Source organism: Rheinheimera soli (assembly GCF_031457405.1).
GTDB classification, from domain to species: domain Bacteria; phylum Pseudomonadota; class Gammaproteobacteria; order Enterobacterales; family Alteromonadaceae; genus Pararheinheimera; species Pararheinheimera soli_A.
This window is the reverse complement of record NZ_JAVDWR010000001.1, coordinates 382295-402766: the sequence shown is the minus strand read 5'-3', so window position 1 is coordinate 402766 and position 20472 is coordinate 382295. Positions and strand designations below refer to the sequence as shown.

Genomic DNA, 20472 nt, shown 5'->3' with positions numbered 1-20472 from the left:
AGGATCTGTGGTATGCATAAACTATCCCTGTTCAGCCTGATTGTCGGACTTAGTCTGACCACTCACTCCCTGCTGGCTGAATCCTTAAAAACTGAAAAAGTAACATTGGACATGCAAACGCTGTCTTCCGGACTGAGTCACCCATGGGCCATGCAGTTTTTGCCAGATGGCTCTTTCCTGGTCACAGAACGCACTGGAACTTTACGTTACATCAGCAAAACCGGCGAAAAAAGTGAAGCTATTCAGGGCGTGCCAGCTGTACATGCCAAAGGCCAGGGTGGTTTATTAGGCCTGGTGCTGGATCCGGATTTTGCCAAAAACAAAACTATTTATATCAGTTACAGTGAACCTCTCGATGGGGATGTCAATGCGACAGCTGTGGCAAGTGCCGTACTGGATGGCCAGAGCTTAAAACAGCTGAAGGTGATTTTCCGTCAGGCTGAAGCCATTAACAGCAACCACCATTACGGTGGCCGTCTGGTCTTTACCCCTGCCGATGAATTGTTTATCACTTTGGGTGATAGAGGTTCACGGCGTGATGACGCTCAAAAATTATCAGGTCACTTTGGTAAAGTAGTGAAAATAAATAAAGATGGTTCAGCTGCTGCCGGTAATCCTTTTGCAGCCCAGGCTGATGCCAAAGCTGATGTCTGGTCTTATGGACACCGCAATATACAAGGTGCAGCCATTCACCCGCAAACCGGCTTGTTATGGACTCACGAGCATGGCCCTCAGGGTGGCGATGAAATTAATATAGCTGCAGCTGGTAAAAATTACGGCTGGCCTGTGATCACTTATGGTGAAGAATACGGTGGTGGTGTAATAGGCCAAAAAACCAAAGAAGGCTTAGAACAACCATTGCATTACTGGGTACCATCTATAGCACCCAGTGGTATGAGTTTTTATACCGGCAGTCAAATCAATGGCTGGCAAAACAATTTGTTAGTAGGCTCGCTTAAATTTGGTCAACTGGTACGTTTAGAACTGACGGGCGATAAAGTCAGCCATGAAGAACGTATTCGTATCGGTTCCCGCATTCGTGACGTGCAGGCAGGACCAGATGGCGCAGTCTATCTGCTGACAGACGAAAACGACGGTAAGTTATTACGTTTATCACCACAGTGATGAGAACCTCCTCTACATGAATTATTTACCTTTTAAACTGAGCGCTCTGGCGCTCAGTTTTTTTTCTGTCGCCCTAAGCGCAGAAGAAAATCAGCTTCCCGATGAAATCATAGTGATCACAGCCCAGGGTCAACAATCCCCTTGGTTGGGTAGTGCTGCCAGCAGCTTTCGCAAAAGTTTTGATCAGCAGCCATTACAGATAGATGCTGCAAGTTTATTACAACATATTCCCGGCATTCAGGCCGACAGCAGAGCCAACTATGCGCAGGACAGCCGTTTAAGTGCCAGAGGTTTTGGTAGCCGTAGTAGTTTTGGCATTCGGGGCATTCGCCTGTTGCAGGACGGTATTCCGCTGTCCAGTCCGGATGGTCAGGGTCAATTGAGTTCAGTGTTGTTGGATCAGCTCTCATCCGTTGAAGTGCTGACAGGCCCTCTTGCGGTTTTGTATGGCAATGCAGCCGGTGGTGTAGTGGCGTTACAAAGCCGCTGGCCGACAGAAAACTCTGCATCAGTGCAACTAAGCCATAGTCAGTTTGCCCGCCAACAGCTGCTCTCCGGCGCTTTGGTGAAAGGCAATCATGCGACGTCATTCAGCCTGAAGAATGCAGAACTACAAAGCCCACGCCCACACAGCAATGCAAAAAAGCAACAAGCTCAGTGGTTATGGCAAAGTGCTTTTGATAACGAGCTAAAACTGCAACTGCGCTACGATTGGTCTTACGATCCTGTATTGCAGGATCCTTTGGGGTTAACTGCACAAGAATGGCAGGATAATCCTCGCCAGACAGCCACTAATGCGCTGACCTTTGATACCCGCAAATTTAGCAAACAACAGCAATGGAGCCTGAACCTGTCGCAGCAACTGGATCAGCAAAGCTGGCGTCTGGCCGCCTGGTCTGGTCAACGTGATGTAGATCAGTATTTAGCTTTTGATGGTATGGCCCCCACTTCGGCTGGTGGTGTGGTTGATTTAAGCCGGCCTTATCAGGGATTGGATGCGTCGTACAGTTGGCAGTTTAATCAGCTTCGTTTAAGTATTGGCGGCGCCTTGGAACAAAGCACGGATGAACGCCGGGGTTATGTCAACAATCAGGGCATACAAGGTGATTTACGCCGCGATGAAGAAGGCGAAGTACAATCAGCTGATCTGTACAGCCGTTTTGTCTGGGATTTAAACCCAAACTGGCAGCTCAGCGGTGGTGTGCGCCGCTCTGAACTGGATTTTGATGTGACAGATTTTTATATCACGGCACAAAATCCGGACGACAGCGGTTCCACTTCGTTTGGCAAAACCTCTGCCGCTTTAGCCCTTAATTTTGCCCAGTCTGAGCATTTATCCTGGTATATCAGCACAGGACAAGGCTTTGAAACCCCAACTTTTACTGAAATGGCTTACCAAAGTCATGGCGATGGCCTGAATTTGGGATTAAAAGAGAGCACCAATCAGCAATGGGAACTGGGGAATAAGTGGCAGCAGAATAACTGGCGCTCCAGTGTGGCCGTGTTTTTGGTTGAAAGTGAAAACGAGCTAGTGGTCGACAGGTCCTTCGGCGGTCGCACCAGTTACCGTAATGCCAGCGAAACAAAGCGCACCGGGGTCGAACTGTCCGCATTATGGTTTGCTTCTGCTTCATGGCAACATCAATGGACTTTGACTCAACTCAATGCCAGCTTTGTGCAGGGCGATCTGGACGGTAAATTTCTGCCTGGTGTCGCCAAACAACAGGCTCAGTGGCAAATCAGCTGGATGCCGTTCCAAAGCTCAGAATGGATGCTGCAACTGGACACTTTGTATCGCAGCAAAGTAGCAACCAGCGATCAAAACCTGTTGTTTGCACCTTCCTCTACTGTGTATCACCTGAAACTGATGGGGGAATCCACCTTGTCCGCTCTGCAACTGCGCTACTGGCTGGGTCTGGACAATCTGACCGATAAAAACTATGTCGGAGCTGTTGTCGTTAATCAGGCCAATGGGCGAGCTTTTGAACCCGCTTTGCCCCGCTCAGTTTCTTTGGGGCTTAGCCTGAGTTTTTAATAGTATCGCAGAGCTTATTCGTCGCTGGATAAGCTCTGTCTTCTGTTAAAACACAGATTGTGTTGAACTTCGTCGGTTTTTTTCTGCCAAAGACAGTGAAATTAATCAGTGGCTTAACAACATTTAACTGAACCACTGTAGACTCCGTTTTACCCTGGCTTTGATAAATACCCTGGTGCAACCTCAAGATCATCTGTCTCTGTGTTGCGGTTACATATTTATCAAAAAAAGCTGGGGTAAGCAGACCAAGTGAATTAAAATTGCCAGTGTTTAAAGCCGGTATGACTGAGTTCAAAAATAAATGAAGCAATTTGCAGTAAAAATACAACTCGTGAAGCTGAGCCTGTTCAGTTTATGTTTGGCTTTGACCTCTGTCACTTCAGTTCAGGCAAATAATGCGTTACCTGACATTGGTGGCAATGCCTTTTCAACCTTAACTCCGGATAAAGAGAAACAGTTAGGCGATGTGATGATGCGCCAGACCAAAGGCCAGTTGCCTATGGTGTATGACCCTTTACTGGATGAATACCTGAATGCGATGGGCAACCAAATGGTCGCTAAAGCCCAGGACGTTAAATTTCCGTTCCGGTTTTATTGGGTGAATGATAAAAACATCAACGCTTTTGCCACACTCGGCGGCAATATAGTATCCCATACCGGCACTTTGGCTGTTTCAGACAGCGAAAGTGAATTTGCCTCTGTGATAGCACATGAAATTTCTCACGTCACACAACGCCATATAGCCCGCTCTGTCGAAGCCCGTTCGCAAAATGGCCCATTAACACTCGCAGGTATTTTAGGCTCCATCTTGCTGGCAACAGTGAACCCTGAAGCTGGTATGGCCGGTATTATGGCCGCTCAGGGACTGGCGCAACAAAGTGCAATCAATTTTACCCGCAGTAACGAGCAGGAAGCCGATCGTATAGGTATTCAACTGCTGGCCGAAGCAGGCTATAACCCTTATGCTGTGCCTGAGTTTTTTAATAAACTGGCGGAAAAAAGCCGTTTTGCCAATACCCAGCTGGCTTTTTTGTACACTCACCCTTTGTCACAATCCCGTGTTGCCGATTCACGTTTAAGGGCCGAACAATACCCTAAACGTTTTGTTGCAGACAGTCAGGATTATGCACTGGCCAAAGCCCGGGTAATGGCGCGCTATCACTACAAAAGCAAAGACGCTCAGAGCTATTTTTTACGTAAACTGGCTGAACCTGGCGGCAATACCAAAGCCAATCAGTATGGCCTGGCTTTAGCTTACTTTGATGACAAGCAAGTGGAAAAAGCAGATCAAATTATCACTAAGCTGCGTCAGCAAGAACCAGATAATTTGTATTACATAGACGCCTATACGGATATTTTGCTGGCACAAGGTAAGGCTGAACAAGCCATGACCATGCTGGAGCAGCAGTATCTGCTCAAACCCAATAATCAGGTGGTGACTCTGAATTATGCCAATGCCGCCATTCAGGGCAAAGCTTACAGACTGGCTGTTCACTTGTTACGTAACTTACTTTATTACAAAAATGATATTTTCCCTGCTTATGAAATGCTGGCAGATACCTACAAAGCGATGGAAGATTTTGCACGTTATTACGAAGCCAGAGCTGAGTTATATTACCAAATGGCAATCTACCCTAAAGCCATAGATGACTTAAACGAGGCGTTAAATCATCTGGGGCCAAATAACAGCTTAGAAAACCGACGGATTGAAGCCAAGAAAAAACAATGGCAAACCGAATTAAACCGTCTGAAACGTTTATAAACTCAAGGCACTATTTATGATTACGCTGTATCACAACAATCGCTGTTCAAAAAGTCGTGAAGCATTAGCGCTGCTGGAACAAAGCGGTAAAGAGTTTTCCATCCGTTATTATCTGGACCAGCCTTTATCTGCTGATGAACTGAGCGTTTTACTTCAAGCGCTGCAGGTACCTGTCCGTGATTTATTACGCAGCAAAGAAGATGAATACAAAGCGCTGGATCTGGCCAATCCTGTATTGTCCGAACAGCAATTGATTGAAGCTATAGTGCTTCATCCAAAACTGATGGAAAGACCAGTGTTACAAGTAGGCAGCAACGCTGTGATAGCTCGTCCTGCCGATAAAATGCTGGCACTGCTGGCACTGCTGGCATGAAAGCTGTGTTACTGATTTTGTATTACTCCCGTCATGGTTCTGTCGCCGCTCTAGCGGAAAAAATTGCTATTGGTGCCCAGCAAGCCGGCGCTGAAGTGATGCTGCGGACTGTGCCGGCTTTAGACGGTTCAGTGCCTGGCCTTCATCCTGTTGTGACAGAGCAGGACTTGCTGGATGCTGACGGCTTTGCTTTTGGCAGTCCGGTGCGTTTTGGCAATATGGCTGCTCCACTGAAAGCCTTTTGGGATAACACCAGTAGTCTGTGGCTCAAAGGTGCATTAACGGACAAAGTCGCAGGTGTGTTTACTTCCTCTGGCAGCATGCATGGCGGTAATGAAGCCAACTTGCTTAGCATGATGTTGCCTTTATTGCATCACGGTATGCTGATTGTTGGCCTGCCTTACCTTGAACCAGAGCTGCATCATACCCAAACAGGTGGCACTCCTTATGGTCCAAGTCATGTCAGTGGTTTATCTGCTTCAGACAGCTTAAGTAAAGATGAGCATCAACTGGCCCTTCAATTTGGCAAACGTCTGGCATTAGCCGCTATCGCATTAAAAACTTCCGGATTCAGTACTTTATGACACACTCTTCTGTAGCTATGGCCTCCTCCACCCGTCTTTATCTTTGGCTTGGCCGTCTTGGTTTTAGCGGGCTTTTTCTGCTGATCCCGCTCTGGGTTTTATGGTTAGCGCCACCAGAACTGGGCAATGCCAAGGTTCTGCTTGCTCTGTTGTGGACCCCTTTGTGGTTCCCGCTTTGGGGCATGATCACTGGCAAAGCTTATACCTTTGCCTGGGCGAATTTTATTGTGATGTTGTATATGATCCACAGCCTGACCCATTTGTGGATAAGTTCCGGCACAGAGTTTTTGCTGGCACTGGTAGAGTTAGTGTTTTCTTGCCTGATGTTTGTTGGCTGCACTTATTATGCCCGCAACAGAGGCAGAGAGCTGGGTTTAAAAATCCCTAAATTAAAAGATGATCCAATAAGAAGCATCAAAGACTAATCTAAAGCAACAACGCCAGCGTACATAACCGCAGAGTAGTTAACGACATGCGGTTATGAACCCAACAATAGCTTTATTTCCATTGAACACCTTGCTGCTGCCTGAAGGCAGAATGCGTCTGCGTTTATTCGAACCCCGTTATTTACGCCTGATGAAAGATGCGAGCAGCGGCATCCGGCCCTTTGCCATCGCCAGTATTAATTCTTTAGTGAGCCAGCATCATCAGGACAGAATTTGTCCTGAAGTCACACTGGTGTCTATTGTTGATTTTGAGCAATTGCCTGATGGTTTGCTTGGCATTACTGTCGAGGGGACAGGCCGTTATCACATCAGCAAAAGGTGGCAGGAATACGACCAGTTGCATGTGGCAGAACTGACTCCGGTGCCGTTTTGGATTGCACAGAACACCAGCGCGGAGCAGCAGCTGTTGTGGCATAAATTACAGCTGGTGTTTAAACAATACCCTGAACTGGCCACTTTGTACCCACAGCCAGAACCTGACAATTTATGCTGGCTGGTGTCACGCTGGATGGAGCTGTTACCGCTGACACCTCATTTAAAACGTCAGTGGCTGCAGCAGGAGCTGGCTGACACAGCCAAAGATCTGGAACTCTGGCTGGAAGACAGTCTGGAAGAACTAAGTTAATTTTTGCTGCATCAATGCGAGATTTAATTAATCCCCAGATATTTATGCACCTGCACACTTAAACGCCAGTTGTGCTGCTTACAGAATTCAATAGCAAGCTGAGTGGCTTTGGCTTTTTGGCTGATGGGTTGCAGGTACACCAGTGTATTGGTTAAATCCAGCCCTTGTAGCAGCTCCAACAGCTCCTCTATATGCTTTTCCATAGCGACAGGGTGCTTAATTTCATTAGCGCGTTCCAGCGCTGTACGCAGCACTTCGTAGCCCCCTTTCATATTCACTTTTGGCGAAACTGTGACAAAGGTGGCTTCAGGCGCGAGAATTTCAAAGGTACCGCTGGTTTCTATCTGAGTGGAGTATCCGACAGAATGCAACAGGTCACACAAAGGCCGTAAATCATACATACAAGGCTCGCCACCTGTAATCACCACATGTTTAGCGCGGTAGCCTTTGTCGGCAAACAACTGCAGCACTTGGGTTGAAGATAAACTGCACCAGTGATCCGAGTCGGCTTTTTTCTCTAAAATAGCTGCAGGGCTCAGTTGCAGTTCCGGATCGATTTCCCAGGTCTGTTTGGTGTCACACCAGGAGCAGCCTACAGGACAACCTTGTAAACGCAGAAAAATAGCAGGAGTGCCGGTGTAACTGCCTTCACCCTGAATGGTCTCGAAAATCTCGTTTACTTTATACACTTTATGGGGTTTTCCTTTAGCTACAGGCTCAGATACAGTACAATGCGCGCCCGAAATTTTGCCTATTATAGCGAGAGAGCCTGACAGATGCCGCAAAAAGTTGTTGTGATCTATTCCGGCGGTATGGATTCATTTACCGTGTTGCACAAAGCCATAGCTGATGGTCATGAAGTTTATGCCCTGTCTTTTAACTATGGTCAGCGCCATGTCAAAGAACTGGTCTGTGCCCGCAGTGTTTGTGAGGAGTTAGGTGTTCCGCATAAAGTGGTGGATATTTCTGCGATTAATCAGTTGCTGGCCGGTTCCAGCCTGATGGCGCCAGACAGCACTCATGAAGATATTCAAATTCCTGAAGGCCACTACGCTGCCGACACCATGAAATCCACTGTGGTGCCAAACCGCAATATGATTTTATTGTCCTTAGCCGTCGGTTATGCGGTGTCACTGAATGCCCGTGCTGTGTATTACGGTGCTCATTCTGGTGATCATTTTATCTATCCGGATTGCCGTCCTGATTTTGTGCATAAAATGAATGAAGTTTGCCAGGTGGCTAACTACGAGCCGGTAGACATTGTCAGCCCTTATTTAAGCCAGACCAAAATCGAAATTTTACGCGATGGTTTAGCCATGGGGCTGGATTACAGCAAAACCTGGACCTGCTACAACGGTCGTGAAAAAGCCTGCGGTAAATGTGGTTCCTGTCAGGAACGCCTCGAAGCTTTTGAACTGAATAACGCAACAGATCCTTTAGCCTACGAAGGTTGATGCAGACTAATTTGCTCTAACAACTGTCGCAGCGGGTTAGCGTCGTGCTGCCCCTGCCGACAGGCTGCATACATAGTTCTGAATAAAGCTTGTTCTCCTATCGGCACAACAGCCAACAGCCCCTGAGCACGATAAGGTTCCATCAGCCAGCGGGGTAATAACGCAACGCCCTGCCCTGCTGCAATCAGCTGCAAAATTTGGCTGCTTTGCGTCACAGTTCTGAACTTTGCCTCCAAACCAGCCGGAGCCAGTACATAACGGTATAAATCCTGCCGATCCAAAGGCAATGGATAACCTAATAAAGTGTTCTGTTTTAGCTGCTGCGCTGTGATAAAAGGCTGCGATGCCAGTGGATGATCAGCACTGACGCCAAGGCATAATTCCATCTCAAACAAAGCTTCAAAATAACAACCGGCAAGCTCACGTTTGTCTGTGGTCAGCACTAAATCCAGTTCATCACTTAACAAAGCATCCAAAGCGTTGTGTTCAATCTCGGCAGAAAACTCGACCGGGCATTCTGGTTGCAACAGCCCAAAAGCTTTCACAGCTGGCATTAACCAGTGAAAACAGGCATGGCATTCCACTGCCAATCGAATACGGTGTAAGCTTTTTCCTTTGAGCTGAGTTTCAGCCTGCGCCACTAAGGGCAAGACTTGGGCGGCTAAATCCAACAACAGCTGACCTTGGGGGCTAAATGATACAGGCTGGCTTTTACGCAGATAAAGTGCAGCGCCAAGATAAGACTCGGCCTCTTTGAGCTGATGCGATAAGGCCGACTGGGTCAGACACAGCTGATCGGCAGCAGCCACTAATGTGCCGCTCTGCTGCAACGCTTGTAAGGTACGCAGCAGTTTTAAATCAATCATCTGCCAATTCCTTTACAACAAAAGTTTTCTTCATACTGAGCATACAATTCATTTGTTTGTCTCTGTTTAGCATAACCCCCAATTTTAGACATGTAAACATCCAGACACCCAAATGGAGAAATAACATGCTTTAGTACATAACCTCAGCTTCCCTCATATTGGTAAAATATACGTGAATTAAAAAGACAGCAGCGCTGTTTACAGGCTAAGCATTTGTTGGTCAATCCGGACTGTGGCAAGAATTTGCCTATTCACATTAAGTATTAAAAAAAGGGCCATCAAGGCCCTTTTTTCTATTAAACCAACCTACTTAATAGGTAGCTCAAACTTCGCAAACATCCGATCTATATCGTCCTGATTGCGTAACATATTGGCTTTTTCTACCACTTCACGGGTTAAGTGCGGTGCAAAACGTTCAATAAAATCATACATATAAGTACGTAAAAAAGTGCCTTTTCTGAAACCAATTTTAGTGGTGGAGGCTGCAAATAAATGACTGGCATCTATAGAAACTAAATCTTTGTCCAAATCTTTATCCATGGCCATGGAGGCGATCACCCCTACACCTAAACCTAAACGTACATAAGTTTTAATGACGTCAGCATCTGTGGCGGTAAAGACAATTTTGGGTTCTAAACCCTTTTCACCAAAAGCACGGTCCAGTTCTGAGCGGCCGGTAAAACCAAACACATAAGTGACAATAGGATGCTCTGCCACATCTTCCACTGCAATTTTACGGCTTAAGCTTGCCAGCGGGTGATCATGGCGAACTATCACGCTGCGGTTCCAGTGGTAACAAGGCAGCATCACTAAATCATTAAATAAATGCATAGCTTCTGTGGCTATCGCAAAATCTGCATCACCGCGGGACGCCGCTTCCGCAATTTGTGACGGTGTGCCCTGATGCATATGCAAAGAGACTTTAGGGAATTTCTTCATAAAACCACTGATCACTGGCGGTAAAGCATAACGTGCCTGAGTGTGGGTCGTGGCAATATTCAGCTTGCCTTGATCTGGCAAGGTATGTTCTTTGGCAACAGCTTTGATGCTCTCAACTTTTGCTAGTATTTGTTGAGCTATTTCAATAACATCTCTGCCAGCTGGTGTAACATGAGTTAAATGTTTGCCGGAACGGCCAAAGACCTGGATGCCCAGTTCGTCCTCCAGCATCCGCACCTGTTTACTGATGCCGGGTTGTGAGGTATATAAACTCTCTGCTGTCGCAGAGACATTCAGGTTGTGATTGAGAACTTCAACAATATAACGTAGCTGTTGTAATTTCATGTGTCAGTGATCCGTTCTTGGCATATGATATAAACACTATACATATTCATCTGGATATTCCAACTTATTTTGATTTACTTGGAATATATAACCAATAGTAACTAAAAAACTGCTGTTTGCTTCTCAATGGCGGTACAACGGGATCATCGGGGACTGTATGTCAACTTCAGACTCATCCATCGACTTTGCAACAGTGCTGGCATCAGCGGCACATGATATGAAAAACTCCTTGTGCTTACTGATCCAGTCTATTGATAACCTGCAACAAGAGCAGCAACAACTGGACAGCAACGGCCGGGAAGAATTGTCCCGTATTCATTACGAAGCCAACAGACTCAATATCAATCTGTTGCAACTGTTGTCCTTATACCGTATCGAAAAGAACCAGTTACCTTTGCAAATTGACCAGTATTATATCTCTGATTTATTTGAAGAAATTCTTCTGAAAAATGAAATGTACATCAGTCAGAAAGATATTCAGGTCGAAGTGCAGGATGGCAGCGATTTACTCTGGTATTTTGACAGCGATCTGATCAGCAACCTGCTTAACGATATGTTTGTGAATGCGTTACGCTACACCAAAAGCAAATTATTATTAAGGGCAGAGCTGACAGACCATGGGTTAGCGATAGAATTGCATGATGATGGCCCGGGTTATCCTGAATTTATGCTGGAAAATGCCGATACGCTGATGAAAGATTTAAATTTAGCGGCTGGCCGCACAGGCTTAGGCCTGTTTTTTGCAGGGTTAATCGCCAAAGCGCATAAAAATCATGGTAAAACTGGTTTTATTCGTTTAAATAATGGGGGCTTGTATGGCGGAGCTATGTTCAGCCTGTATTTGCCCTGATTTGAGCGTTACACAGAAATTCAGTAAGGTCAGGTTTAACACCCAGCCTTAAAACAAAAAGCCGGGCCAAGGCCCGGGCAACGGAGTTTGGATGCTTTTTACTATTATCATTGTGCTGGTTGTTGCACTGGTGATTATCGCCGTGATTGTCAACGCAGTGCAGCAGCATAAAGAGCGACTGGCCGCGCTGAAAAGAGCAGAGTTTTCTAAACTCCGCACTTTGCTGGAAGAAACAGAAGACATTCTGCTGAATGCTGCCAACGTGCCTATCACCAAAGGCATTATACAAATGTTGCTCAAACGTATAGCGGTTACGCTCAAAGCCATGCTGGAGCTGGAACCCAATTCGAAGGATTTGAAAAAACGTATTGGAGAGACAGAAGCCCGTTTAAATGATACAGCGGCCGGGGATATGGTGGTCGAAGGCTTAACCATGCCAGATAATGACAAACAAATTATCGGCATGATCCAGGGCATTAAAAAGCTCCGCACTATTTTGCGCAGCGAACATGCCCGCGGCAATATAGACACCCAAACCGTAGTGCAGGAAGACAGACGACTGGAAATGCTGCAATTACGTATTAATGTGGAAAGCCAGATTAAAAGAGGTAATCAGGCTCGCGCAGGCAACATGCTGGGTTCAGCCCGTCAGTGTTATGAAAAAGCACTCACCACTATGTCAAACTGTGCTCACTCGGACGATTACATTACCACTCGTAAAAGTGAAGTGATGACCATACTGGAAGACATTGCCACCGAGTTGAAAGAAGGCAACCTGCGCGACAGACAGAAAAAAGCCGAACAGGAAAACAACGATCTGGATGTGCTATTTGCCCCTAAACGTAAGTGGTAATAAAAAAGGCGCCTGAGGCGCCTTTTTTATTACTCTGAAATTACTTCTCTTTTTCTTTAGTCACAACCCAGCGGCCATTTTCGTACCAGGCCGACCAGCCAGTGGCTTTGCCGTCTTTTTCCGTCATCACATACTGCTGCTTGGTCTTACGACTCCAGCGGATGATGCTCGGATTGCCTGAAGCATCAGCCGCAGGAGCCTCTGCCAGGTAATGGAACTTCGGCACAAGACGATCTTTAAAACGAGCTAATTCAGACACCAGTGGTGCTCGTGTTTCCCTGGATTTAGGGAAAGTAGCGGCAGCGAGGAACAAACCTGCAGCACCATCACGCAACACAAAATAGGTCTCTGATTTTTCACATTTGAGTTCAGGCAAATGCACCGGATCTTCTTTTGGTGGTGCAGCTTCACCATTTTTCAAAAGTTTACGGGTATTTTTACAACTGTCGTTGGTGCAGCCAAAGTATTTACCAAAACGACCTGATTTCAGCTGCATATCCGAACCACACTTCTCACATTCGATCAGTGGGCCGTCATAACCTTTAAGCTTAAATACACCAGCTTCAACCAGATAACCGTCACAGCCCGGGTTGTTACCGCAGACATAGAGCTTGCGCTGCTCGTCAATCAGGTAATGATCCATGGCGGTGCCACATTTAACACAACGTTTTTTATGACGCAGTATTTCGGTTTCCAGTTCGTCTTCATCCGCCACTTCTACCGCATCATCACCAGGCGTTAAATTCATAGTGGTAGTGCAACGTTCTTTTGGCGGCAGGTTGTACCCTGAGCAGCCTAAAAACACACCTGTAGATGCGGTGCGAATACCCATCTGGCGACCACAGGTAGGACAGGCAATATCCGTCAGTACGAACTGATTCGTACGCATGCCGCCCTGCTCCGGGTCCGATTCTGCGGTTTTTAACTGCTGCGAGAAATCGCCATAAAACTGATCCAATACTTTACGCCATTGCAGTTCACCATGAGCTATGTCATCAAGGCGCACTTCCATATTGGCGGTAAAATCGTAACTCATTAAATCGCCGAAGTTTTCGACTAAACGATCGGTGACTATTTCACCCATTTTTTCAGCGTAGAAACGACGGTTGTCTACTTTGACATAACCACGTTCCTGAATAGTCGAAATAATGGCGGCGTAAGTGGAAGGACGACCTATTCCACGCTTTTCCAGCTCTTTAACTAAACTGGCTTCGCTAAAACGGGCCGGAGGTTTAGTAAAATGCTGAGCCGGAGCTAACTGTTCTAACTTCAATACTTCACCCGGTTTTACATCCGGTAATTCCAGCTCTTCTTCGTCTTTGCGTTTTTGAGCTGGCTGCACCTTAGTCCAACCGTCAAAACGTAATACCCGGCCTTTGGCTTTTAATTCAAAGTCAGCAGCAGCCACAGTGATCACTGTGACATCGTATTGTGCAGAAGGCATCTGACAAGCCACAAACTGGCGCCAAATCAGCTCGTAAAGTTTACGGGCGTCGGCTTCCATATCCTGCAGACTACTGGCCAAAACAAACACATCAGACGGACGGATAGCTTCATGCGCTTCCTGAGCATTCGCTTTGCTGCCATAACTCAATGGCTGCTCTGGCAAATACCTGGTACCAAAATTTTGTTCAATATAGTCGCGGCAGGCAGTCAGCGCATCCACACTTAAGTTGGTCGAGTCGGTACGCATATAGGTAATATGACCAGCTTCGTATAAACGCTGCGCCAGCATCATGGTTTTCTTCACACCATACCCTAAACGGGTACTGGCGGCTTGCTGTAAAGTCGAGGTGATAAAAGGCGCCTGAGCTTTACTGCTCGACGGTTTGTCTTCACGTTCAATGACTTCGTAGCTGGCTTTTTGCAGCACAGCCACAGCAGCATCAGTCTGGGCTTTATTTTCAGGTCTGAAGGCTTTCCCGGCCTGTTTAGCTACGTCCAGCTGCAGCGCTACGCCTGCATTGGTTTGCGTATCCGCAGCGACAGTCCAGTATTCTTCCGGTACAAAGGCTTTAATTTCGCGCTCACGTTCGACCACCAAACGCACAGCCACAGACTGCACACGACCAGCGGATAAACCACGAGCTACTTTTTTCCACAACAATGGGGAGACCATAAAACCTACAACACGGTCTAAAAAGCGGCGGGCTTGCTGAGCATTGACGCGGTGCTGGTTGACTTCACCTGGTTCAACAAAAGCATTTTTTATAGCGTTTTGAGTGATTTCGTTAAACACCACCCGCTTAAACTTCTGATGCTCGCCACCAATAATTTCCTGAAGGTGCCAGGCTATCGCCTCCCCCTCGCGGTCTAAGTCTGTTGCCAGATAAACAATGTCAGCTTTTTCAGCAAGAGCTTTCAGCTCTTTGACGACTTTCTCTTTGCCGGGCAAAATTTCGTAACGGGCTTGCCAGTCGTTGTTTGGATCTATCCCCATACGTTCAACCAGAGCCTGATACTCTTTTTGCTCTTTGCTGAGCTTAGTTTTGTCTTCTTTGACCTTATCTTTGTTACTGCTGGTGGGCAGATCGCGGATATGACCTACGCTGGATTTAACGATAAAATCGTTTCCCAGGTATTTATTGATGGTTTTAGCTTTCGCCGGTGATTCGACTATGACTAGTGATTTCGCCATTTTGTGATTGAGATCCCTGACCTTTTCGCGTGCCGGTGGGCACTTCTTTTTTAACGTATATCCGCAAACTCAAGTTGTGACAAGAGAATAAGTTCATTATTATGCCAGAAGGTCACAATTTAGTGACTTTTCGCTGAATAAATCAGCGGGACCTGCATAAAGTCGCCAAAGCTGCAGCAAAACGGCTCGCCGTAAGGCGGTCAACAAAGTTGTGGCTTTGAGTACGCAGGGTTGTTACCCAGAGTAATTGAAGCGAAAGCTTTAGTACGCAGGGAAAAATGAAGCAAACTAAAAACGGCCGCAATAATAATAAAAGCAGAGCCCCTTCCCAAAAAATGAAGGAATAAAGCAAAAATGAAGTTCTTTGAAGCAAATTTTGACGGCCTGGTCGGGCCGACGCACAACTATGCCGGATTATCCATCGGCAACGTTGCCTCGCTAAATAACGCCAAAAATACCTCAAGTCCAAAACAAGCCGCTAAGCAGGGTTTGCAGAAGATGAAATCCTTGTCCGAACTGGGTTTAGTCCAGGGCGTTTTGGCTCCACAAGAGCGCCCTGACGTCTACACCTTAAGACGTTTGGGTTTCACCGGCACTGACAGTGAAGTGATTAGCAAAGCGGCAAAACAAGCGCCAGCTGTGCTCAAAGCCGTCTGTTCAGCCTCCAGTATGTGGACAGCCAACGCTGCTACTATTTCGCCAAGTGCAGACACAGCGGACGGTAAGATTCATTTTACCCCGGCGAACTTAACCAATAAGTTTCACCGCTCACTGGAACCACTGACCACAGGTCGGATCCTCAAGGCCATGTTCAGCGATGACAAACATTTTGCGCATCATCTGCATTTGCCGGATAACGATCACTTTGGTGACGAAGGCGCAGCGAACCATACCCGCTTATGCAGCGCCTATGGTGATGCTGGTGTTGAATTGTTTGTTTATGGTCGTTATGCCTTTGATTCATCAAAACCAGCGCCTAAACGCTTTCCAGCCCGTCACACACTGGAAGCCTGTGAAGCTGTCGCCCGTCTGCATGGTTTGTCTGAAAACGGCGCTGTGATGATGCAGCAAAACCCGGATGTGATTGATCAGGGTGTGTTTCACAATGATGTGATTGCGGTTGGTAACCAAAACGTGTTGTTTTTCCATGAGCAGGCTTTTGTTGATACCCAAAGCAAGCTGGATGAAATTCGCCGTAAGTTTGGCACAGCTGCAGATTTGCACTTTATTGAAGTAAAAACTTCTGAAGTTTCAGTGTCTGAAGCAGTAAAAACCTATCTGTTTAACACCCAGTTAGTCACCTTACCAAACGGCGATATGGCCATTATTGCGCCGACTGAATGCCGTGACAGCGACACTGTATCTGCCTATCTGGAACAACTGACAGGCCGTGGCACACCAGTACGTCAGGTGCATTATTTTGATGTGAAGCAAAGTATGCAAAATGGCGGTGGCCCAGCCTGTTTACGCCTGCGCGTAGCAATGAGTGCCGCTGAGCATCAGGCGGTGAACCCTGCCGTACTGATGAACGACAGTTTGTTTATCCGGTTAAATCAGTGGGTGGATACACACTATCGTGACCAGATCAGCGAAGCAGATTTAGCCGATCCACAACTGCTGATTGAAAGCCGTCAGGCCCTGGATGAGCTGACACAAATCTTAAAACTAGGTTCTGTGTATCAGTTCCAGCGGAATTAGGTGGTAACAATAAATTGTCGCAACACTGCTTATAGACGTTGCGACATAGCTGTCATTCATGGGCATAAAAAAGGCGGAACTGATTTCCGCCTTTTTTACACCAAAATACCCTTTAATCTATATCGGTACAGAACCGCCCCTCACCAAATGGATTTTTTGCTGGTGTGGCAGTTTCATCAGAAATATATTCACCAGAAACGCGAGTTTTAAACTGTCGGCTTGATATATTTTCGGTGCCATCAGCAAAACCTGACACAGTAATTAGAACTTCAGTCCATGGAGCAATATCCCGTGGATAAGTCATATCAAAAGTTGCAATACCATTGCTATCAGCTCTTACAGTCCTTGGCACGGATGCAACGTTACCGGGGGTTAGCTGCCCATCACCATTAGTATCCTCCGTAATATCTATCACTCCATCGCCATCGGTATCTTCTTCATCCAAAATTCCGTTGTTATTCACATCTTCACTGGCGCAATCAGTTGCAGCATCAGAACTATCTGCAAGCCAATATTCAAAGTCAATCAAATCAGGAATTGGAACCCACTCCCCTTTGTCATAACTCAAAGGTAATACTGAAACATTGAGATCTTGTCCTGCAACTGGATTACCGGACGAATCAGTCACCAGAATAGAGAACTCTTGTGCAAACAAAGTGTTGCTTGGAGCTTTAATTGTATTTCCTGTACCAAAACGAAAAAACAATGTTCTGGCACCTACAGAGACGGGTACCTGTTTACTGATAGCGGAGTTATCAAGAACCGTTGCCTGTATACTCAGGTTGGCACCAGTGCCAGCGCCTGTTGAGCTATCAGAGGTAAACACTGTTGTTGCCAGACCTTGTGAATCGGAGATCGCTGTAGCCGGATTGATTTGCCCTCCAGGCGCACCAACTAAAGTAAATGCGACAGTTGTATTTTTCACAGGATTTTTATTTTGGTCGCGAACTATTGCGCGCACAATACTCTGTTCTCCGGGGCCAAGTTGAGCAGGAAAAGCCTGGAGTTCAATGTTATCGGGAATAGTTGCGATAAATTCAACACGAGTCTGAGTTGTTAACAAATTAACAGACCCCTCCAAAACTTCAGTTGCTACTATATTTGCAAAACCAGCAAAGTCCGAATGAACAAACACATCCGCCCTCCCCAAAACAGTTTGTGCAGCTATGGAAATAGATGTCCCCGCCACATTTTCACTGTCGCTGAGAGTGCCTCGGGTGGTTGTAAAAGTCAGTTCACCTCCTTCTTTTGCATTACCATTGACCAACCACTCCAGACTTAGCATACGGTCAACATCCGCTACGGTCCCTAAATCGACCTCTATCGCTTCTGTTCTCAAAAACCTGAACTGGTCGGATTGAATGGCAATAGTTGCCACTGCAGTAGCCCCCAAACCAGTCACCCGAAGCTCATCCGTGCCCCCCGCACTAGCTCTGTAGGTAAACGTCACTCGGCCACTGTTGCCAGCAGTCACCAGTGAAGTACTGGTGATAGGGTTATTCAATGAAGAAGTCACAGCTAAGGTCCTCCCCTGAATACCTCTACCGTCAAAATCGGTTAAATCCGCAGTAATAGTTACTTCGTCAGACAACACCATAGAACGTGGTGCGCTGATAAGAATGGTCGTGCCCACCACATTGACATCCACAGTGGCTACCTTACCCCCCACTGCTGCTGTCACTGTAATAGTACGTAAGGATGGATCCACACTGCTGGATAAAATGGCTTTGGCTACACCATCAGTTTCAGTGATCCCACTTACCACTTGCAGTTCACCTGAAGATGAACTGAACTGCACTGTGACGCCGGGTTGCAATACGTTGCTGGTATCCAGAACCACAGCAGACAAAGCCACTTGTGCTGTATTGCCTGAGCCTAACTGCAAGGTATCGGCAATTAAGCGCAACGAACCGACCGGCTTTTCAGGTTCCACCTTATCTGCATCTCCGGCCGAAGCAAAACTGATGGTATTGGATTGTCCACCGGTCAAAGTGGCCGCTATGGTGCCAGCACCACTTTTGGTTCCCACCCGCACACCTATTACAGCAACACCATTGCTGTTGGTTTGAGCTGTTCCTGCTTCATTATTAAAGTTGGCTAAAAGCGCATCGTTAAAACTAAAAGTCACCAGTTGACCCGCCATAGAGCGGCCTGTTGACGAAGTGAGAGTCGCAGTTAATGTCAGGGGTTGGGCTTTACTTACCTCTGAAGACACTACAGTGGATGCATTAGTCAACACCAGACTGATGCTGATCACTTCGGTGGTACCGCCACCGTCGCCATCACTACTAATAGTGCCCCCCCCACCACACCCAGCTAACAAGAACAACAAAACGACGACAAAGTAGCACCTGACTCTCAGCATCTGGACTCTCCATTGGATGCGCTAACTTATTGTAATTATTCTAGCTTAGTCGAAACTTATGCAGGGGGCTAAGCCCAGATGCAAAATAATTCCGTCAGTTGCGGTTTTTCTTTTGACGCACAAACTGTTAGGCTAAGCGGCATTTTCCGGGCTGATAATAAAATAAAAATGACTGCAAAAAAGAAACTAGGTCTAACCCCACGTATTTTGATTGGTATGGCGCTGGGCATACTGGTCGGTGCTTTTTTTAAATTCCTGCTAGCAGGTGAAGCAGAACGAACTTTAAGTTTGTTTGGTGCAGAGCTTGGCTTGCGGGCCTTTTTTGTCGACGGCATTTTTCACGCTGGTGGACAAATTTTTGTCGCCAGCCTGAAAATGTTGGTTGTGCCGCTGGTTTTTGTCTCCCTGGTCTGCGGTACCAGCTCATTAAGTGATGGCAGCACCTTAGGTCGCCTTGGTGGTAAATCTGTTGGCTTGTATATTCTGACCACAGCTGTTGCTATAGCTTTAGCTATCTTTTTTGCACTTCTGGTTTCCCCTGGAACAGGAGTACAAATGACTGCAGATGCACAGTTTAGTGTGCAACAAGCCCCCTCTATTACTCAGGTTTTTATCAATATGTTCCCAAGTAACCCGGTGGAAGCCATGGCGAAAGGAGAAATGCTGCAGATTATTGTGTTTTCAGTTCTTTTTGGTTTAGCCGTTGCTTTAACGGGAGAAGCAGGTTCAAGAGTGCGCGCTTTGTTTAACGACTTAAACGAAGTGGTGATGAAACTGGTTGGTTTTATGATGGCTCTGGCACCTTATGGCGTATTTTTCCTGATGGCCAAACTTTTTACTACTTTAGATTTGAAAAACCTGGAAAGCCTGGGCTGGTATTTTAGTACTGTACTTTTTGTGCTGTTTTTCCATGGTTTTATTGTTTATGGCTTATTTATCTCTGTTTTAGGTCGTTTAAACCCTCTGATGTTTTTCCGCAAAATGAAAGATGCCGCTTTGTTTGGCTTTAGCATGTCCAGCAGTAATGCCACCATTCCTGTCAATATGGACACCACCACCAAAAAACTGGGTGTCAGCAACAGTATTGCCTCATTCACTATCCCCTTAGGTGCAACCATCAATATGGATGGCACTGCCATCATGCAAGGGGTTGCCACTGTATTTATAGCTCAGGTGTTTCAGGTTGATTTAACCACTATGGACTACCTGATGGTGATCCTGACCGCCACTTTAGCCTCTGTCGGCACAGCAGGTGTGCCTGGTGTAGGTTTAATTATGCTGGCCATGGTATTGCAACAAGTGGGCTTACCAGTGGAAGGTATTGCCTTGATTATTGGCGTGGACCGTTTACTGGATATGACACGCACAGCAGTGAATGTGACAGGGGATGCCATGGTGTCCTGTCTTATCGCCAAAAGCGAAAATCAGTTTGATCAAGAATGTTTTAACAACCCGGATGCAGGCAGAAACGTTTAAGTTTTCCTGATAAAAAGACGCCGCTTAATGCGGCGTTT

General features: G+C 46.5%; 17 protein-coding genes. 12 read left to right on the top strand and 5 right to left on the bottom strand.

All coding sequences use genetic code 11. From position 1 onward, the window contains the following. The first annotated feature begins 12 nt into the window (after positions 1–12). The 7 genes from J2W69_RS01820 to J2W69_RS01790 all read left to right on the top strand — a co-directional run bounded on the left by J2W69_RS01820 (position 13) and on the right by J2W69_RS01790 (position 6950). Positions 13–1125, top strand: a complete 1113-nt coding sequence (locus tag J2W69_RS01820) for a PQQ-dependent sugar dehydrogenase (protein WP_310273981.1) — start codon at positions 13–15, stop codon at positions 1123–1125. 16 nt (positions 1126–1141) lie between these two features. Next, entirely contained in the window at positions 1142–3160 is a 2019-nt protein-coding gene (locus tag J2W69_RS01815) for a TonB-dependent receptor family protein (RefSeq protein ID WP_310273980.1), read from the top strand. A gap of 301 nt (positions 3161–3461) precedes the next feature. Next, a complete protein-coding gene (gene bepA, locus J2W69_RS01810; protein ID WP_310273978.1) occupies positions 3462–4922 on the top strand; it encodes a beta-barrel assembly-enhancing protease in 1461 nt (486 codons plus the stop codon). A gap of 16 nt (positions 4923–4938) precedes the next feature. Beyond that, the gene (gene arsC / locus J2W69_RS01805) at positions 4939–5295 is read left to right on the top strand and encodes an arsenate reductase (glutaredoxin) (protein ID WP_310273976.1); all 357 of its coding nucleotides are present in this window, start codon (positions 4939–4941) and stop codon (positions 5293–5295) included. Next, on the top strand, positions 5292–5879 hold the full coding sequence (gene wrbA / locus J2W69_RS01800) for an NAD(P)H:quinone oxidoreductase (protein WP_310273974.1): 588 nt from the start codon (positions 5292–5294) through the stop codon (positions 5877–5879). The genes arsC and wrbA overlap by 4 nt, the downstream gene beginning before the upstream one ends. Then, positions 5876–6304 (top strand): DUF2069 domain-containing protein, encoded by a 429-nt coding sequence (locus J2W69_RS01795; protein ID WP_405047863.1) that lies wholly within the window; start codon positions 5876–5878, stop codon positions 6302–6304. The genes wrbA and J2W69_RS01795 overlap by 4 nt, the downstream gene beginning before the upstream one ends. A 55-nt stretch (positions 6305–6359) precedes the next feature. Continuing rightward, positions 6360–6950 (top strand): LON peptidase substrate-binding domain-containing protein, encoded by a 591-nt coding sequence (locus J2W69_RS01790; protein WP_310273972.1) that lies wholly within the window; start codon positions 6360–6362, stop codon positions 6948–6950. Between the two features lie 23 nt (positions 6951–6973). On the opposite strand, the gene queE is transcribed toward J2W69_RS01790, so the two are convergent. After that, on the bottom strand, positions 6974–7639 hold the full coding sequence (gene queE, locus J2W69_RS01785) for a 7-carboxy-7-deazaguanine synthase QueE (protein WP_310273971.1): 666 nt from the start codon (positions 7637–7639) through the stop codon (positions 6974–6976). Between the two features lie 87 nt (positions 7640–7726). On the opposite strand from queE, the gene queC reads away from it, so the two are divergent. Continuing rightward, positions 7727–8404, top strand: a complete 678-nt coding sequence (queC, locus tag J2W69_RS01780; protein ID WP_008898164.1) for a 7-cyano-7-deazaguanine synthase QueC — start codon at positions 7727–7729, stop codon at positions 8402–8404. Here queC and J2W69_RS01775 read toward each other — a convergent pair. Next, complete coding sequence (locus J2W69_RS01775; RefSeq protein WP_310273965.1) at positions 8392–9270, bottom strand: LysR substrate-binding domain-containing protein; 879 nt, start codon at positions 9268–9270, stop codon at positions 8392–8394. The genes queC and J2W69_RS01775 overlap by 13 nt on opposite strands. Before the next feature lie 306 nt (positions 9271–9576). Beyond that, on the bottom strand, positions 9577–10554 hold the full coding sequence (gene cysB, locus J2W69_RS01770; RefSeq protein ID WP_310273963.1) for an HTH-type transcriptional regulator CysB: 978 nt from the start codon (positions 10552–10554) through the stop codon (positions 9577–9579). A 157-nt stretch (positions 10555–10711) separates the two neighbouring features. On the opposite strand from cysB, the gene J2W69_RS01765 reads away from it, so the two are divergent. After that, positions 10712–11404, top strand: a complete 693-nt coding sequence (locus J2W69_RS01765; RefSeq protein WP_310273961.1) for a sensor histidine kinase — start codon at positions 10712–10714, stop codon at positions 11402–11404. A 91-nt stretch (positions 11405–11495) separates the two neighbouring features. Then, complete coding sequence (locus J2W69_RS01760; RefSeq protein WP_310273959.1) at positions 11496–12257, top strand: hypothetical protein; 762 nt, start codon at positions 11496–11498, stop codon at positions 12255–12257. A 40-nt stretch (positions 12258–12297) separates the two neighbouring features. On the opposite strand, the gene topA is transcribed toward J2W69_RS01760, so the two are convergent. Beyond that, a complete protein-coding gene (topA, locus tag J2W69_RS01755) occupies positions 12298–14895 on the bottom strand; it encodes a type I DNA topoisomerase (protein ID WP_310273957.1) in 2598 nt (865 codons plus the stop codon). 354 nt (positions 14896–15249) lie between these two features. Between topA and astB the strand changes: the two genes are divergently transcribed. After that, positions 15250–16593: an N-succinylarginine dihydrolase gene (astB, locus tag J2W69_RS01750; protein WP_310273956.1), complete on the top strand. Its 1344-nt coding sequence runs from the start codon at positions 15250–15252 to the stop codon at positions 16591–16593. Between the two features lie 112 nt (positions 16594–16705). On the opposite strand, the gene J2W69_RS01745 is transcribed toward astB, so the two are convergent. Continuing rightward, positions 16706–18958 carry an Ig-like domain-containing protein gene (locus tag J2W69_RS01745; RefSeq protein WP_310273955.1) on the bottom strand — a complete coding sequence of 751 codons (2253 nt, stop codon included), beginning with the start codon at positions 18956–18958 and terminating at the stop codon, positions 16706–16708. 168 nt (positions 18959–19126) lie between these two features. Between J2W69_RS01745 and J2W69_RS01740 the strand changes: the two genes are divergently transcribed. Next, on the top strand, positions 19127–20434 hold the full coding sequence (locus J2W69_RS01740) for a dicarboxylate/amino acid:cation symporter (RefSeq protein ID WP_310273953.1): 1308 nt from the start codon (positions 19127–19129) through the stop codon (positions 20432–20434). Positions 20435–20472 lie beyond the last annotated feature (38 nt).

Coding starts and splice junctions, on each gene's coding strand:
- arsC (WP_310273976.1), top strand. CDS start 4,939: ATGATTACGCTGTATCACAACAATCGCTGTTCAAAAAGTCGTGAAGCA.
- J2W69_RS01745 (WP_310273955.1), bottom strand. CDS start 18,958: ATGCTGAGAGTCAGGTGCTACTTTGTCGTCGTTTTGTTGTTCTTGTTA.
- cysB (WP_310273963.1), bottom strand. CDS start 10,554: ATGAAATTACAACAGCTACGTTATATTGTTGAAGTTCTCAATCACAAC.
- J2W69_RS01760 (WP_310273959.1), top strand. CDS start 11,496: ATGCTTTTTACTATTATCATTGTGCTGGTTGTTGCACTGGTGATTATC.
- topA (WP_310273957.1), bottom strand. CDS start 14,895: ATGGCGAAATCACTAGTCATAGTCGAATCACCGGCGAAAGCTAAAACC.
- J2W69_RS01790 (WP_310273972.1), top strand. CDS start 6,360: ATGAACCCAACAATAGCTTTATTTCCATTGAACACCTTGCTGCTGCCT.
- J2W69_RS01815 (WP_310273980.1), top strand. CDS start 1,142: ATGAATTATTTACCTTTTAAACTGAGCGCTCTGGCGCTCAGTTTTTTT.
- J2W69_RS01820 (WP_310273981.1), top strand. CDS start 13: ATGCATAAACTATCCCTGTTCAGCCTGATTGTCGGACTTAGTCTGACC.
- J2W69_RS01795 (WP_405047863.1), top strand. CDS start 5,876: ATGACACACTCTTCTGTAGCTATGGCCTCCTCCACCCGTCTTTATCTT.
- bepA (WP_310273978.1), top strand. CDS start 3,462: ATGAAGCAATTTGCAGTAAAAATACAACTCGTGAAGCTGAGCCTGTTC.
- astB (WP_310273956.1), top strand. CDS start 15,250: ATGAAGTTCTTTGAAGCAAATTTTGACGGCCTGGTCGGGCCGACGCAC.
- wrbA (WP_310273974.1), top strand. CDS start 5,292: ATGAAAGCTGTGTTACTGATTTTGTATTACTCCCGTCATGGTTCTGTC.
- J2W69_RS01740 (WP_310273953.1), top strand. CDS start 19,127: ATGACTGCAAAAAAGAAACTAGGTCTAACCCCACGTATTTTGATTGGT.
- J2W69_RS01775 (WP_310273965.1), bottom strand. CDS start 9,270: ATGATTGATTTAAAACTGCTGCGTACCTTACAAGCGTTGCAGCAGAGC.
- queC (WP_008898164.1), top strand. CDS start 7,727: ATGCCGCAAAAAGTTGTTGTGATCTATTCCGGCGGTATGGATTCATTT.
- J2W69_RS01765 (WP_310273961.1), top strand. CDS start 10,712: ATGTCAACTTCAGACTCATCCATCGACTTTGCAACAGTGCTGGCATCA.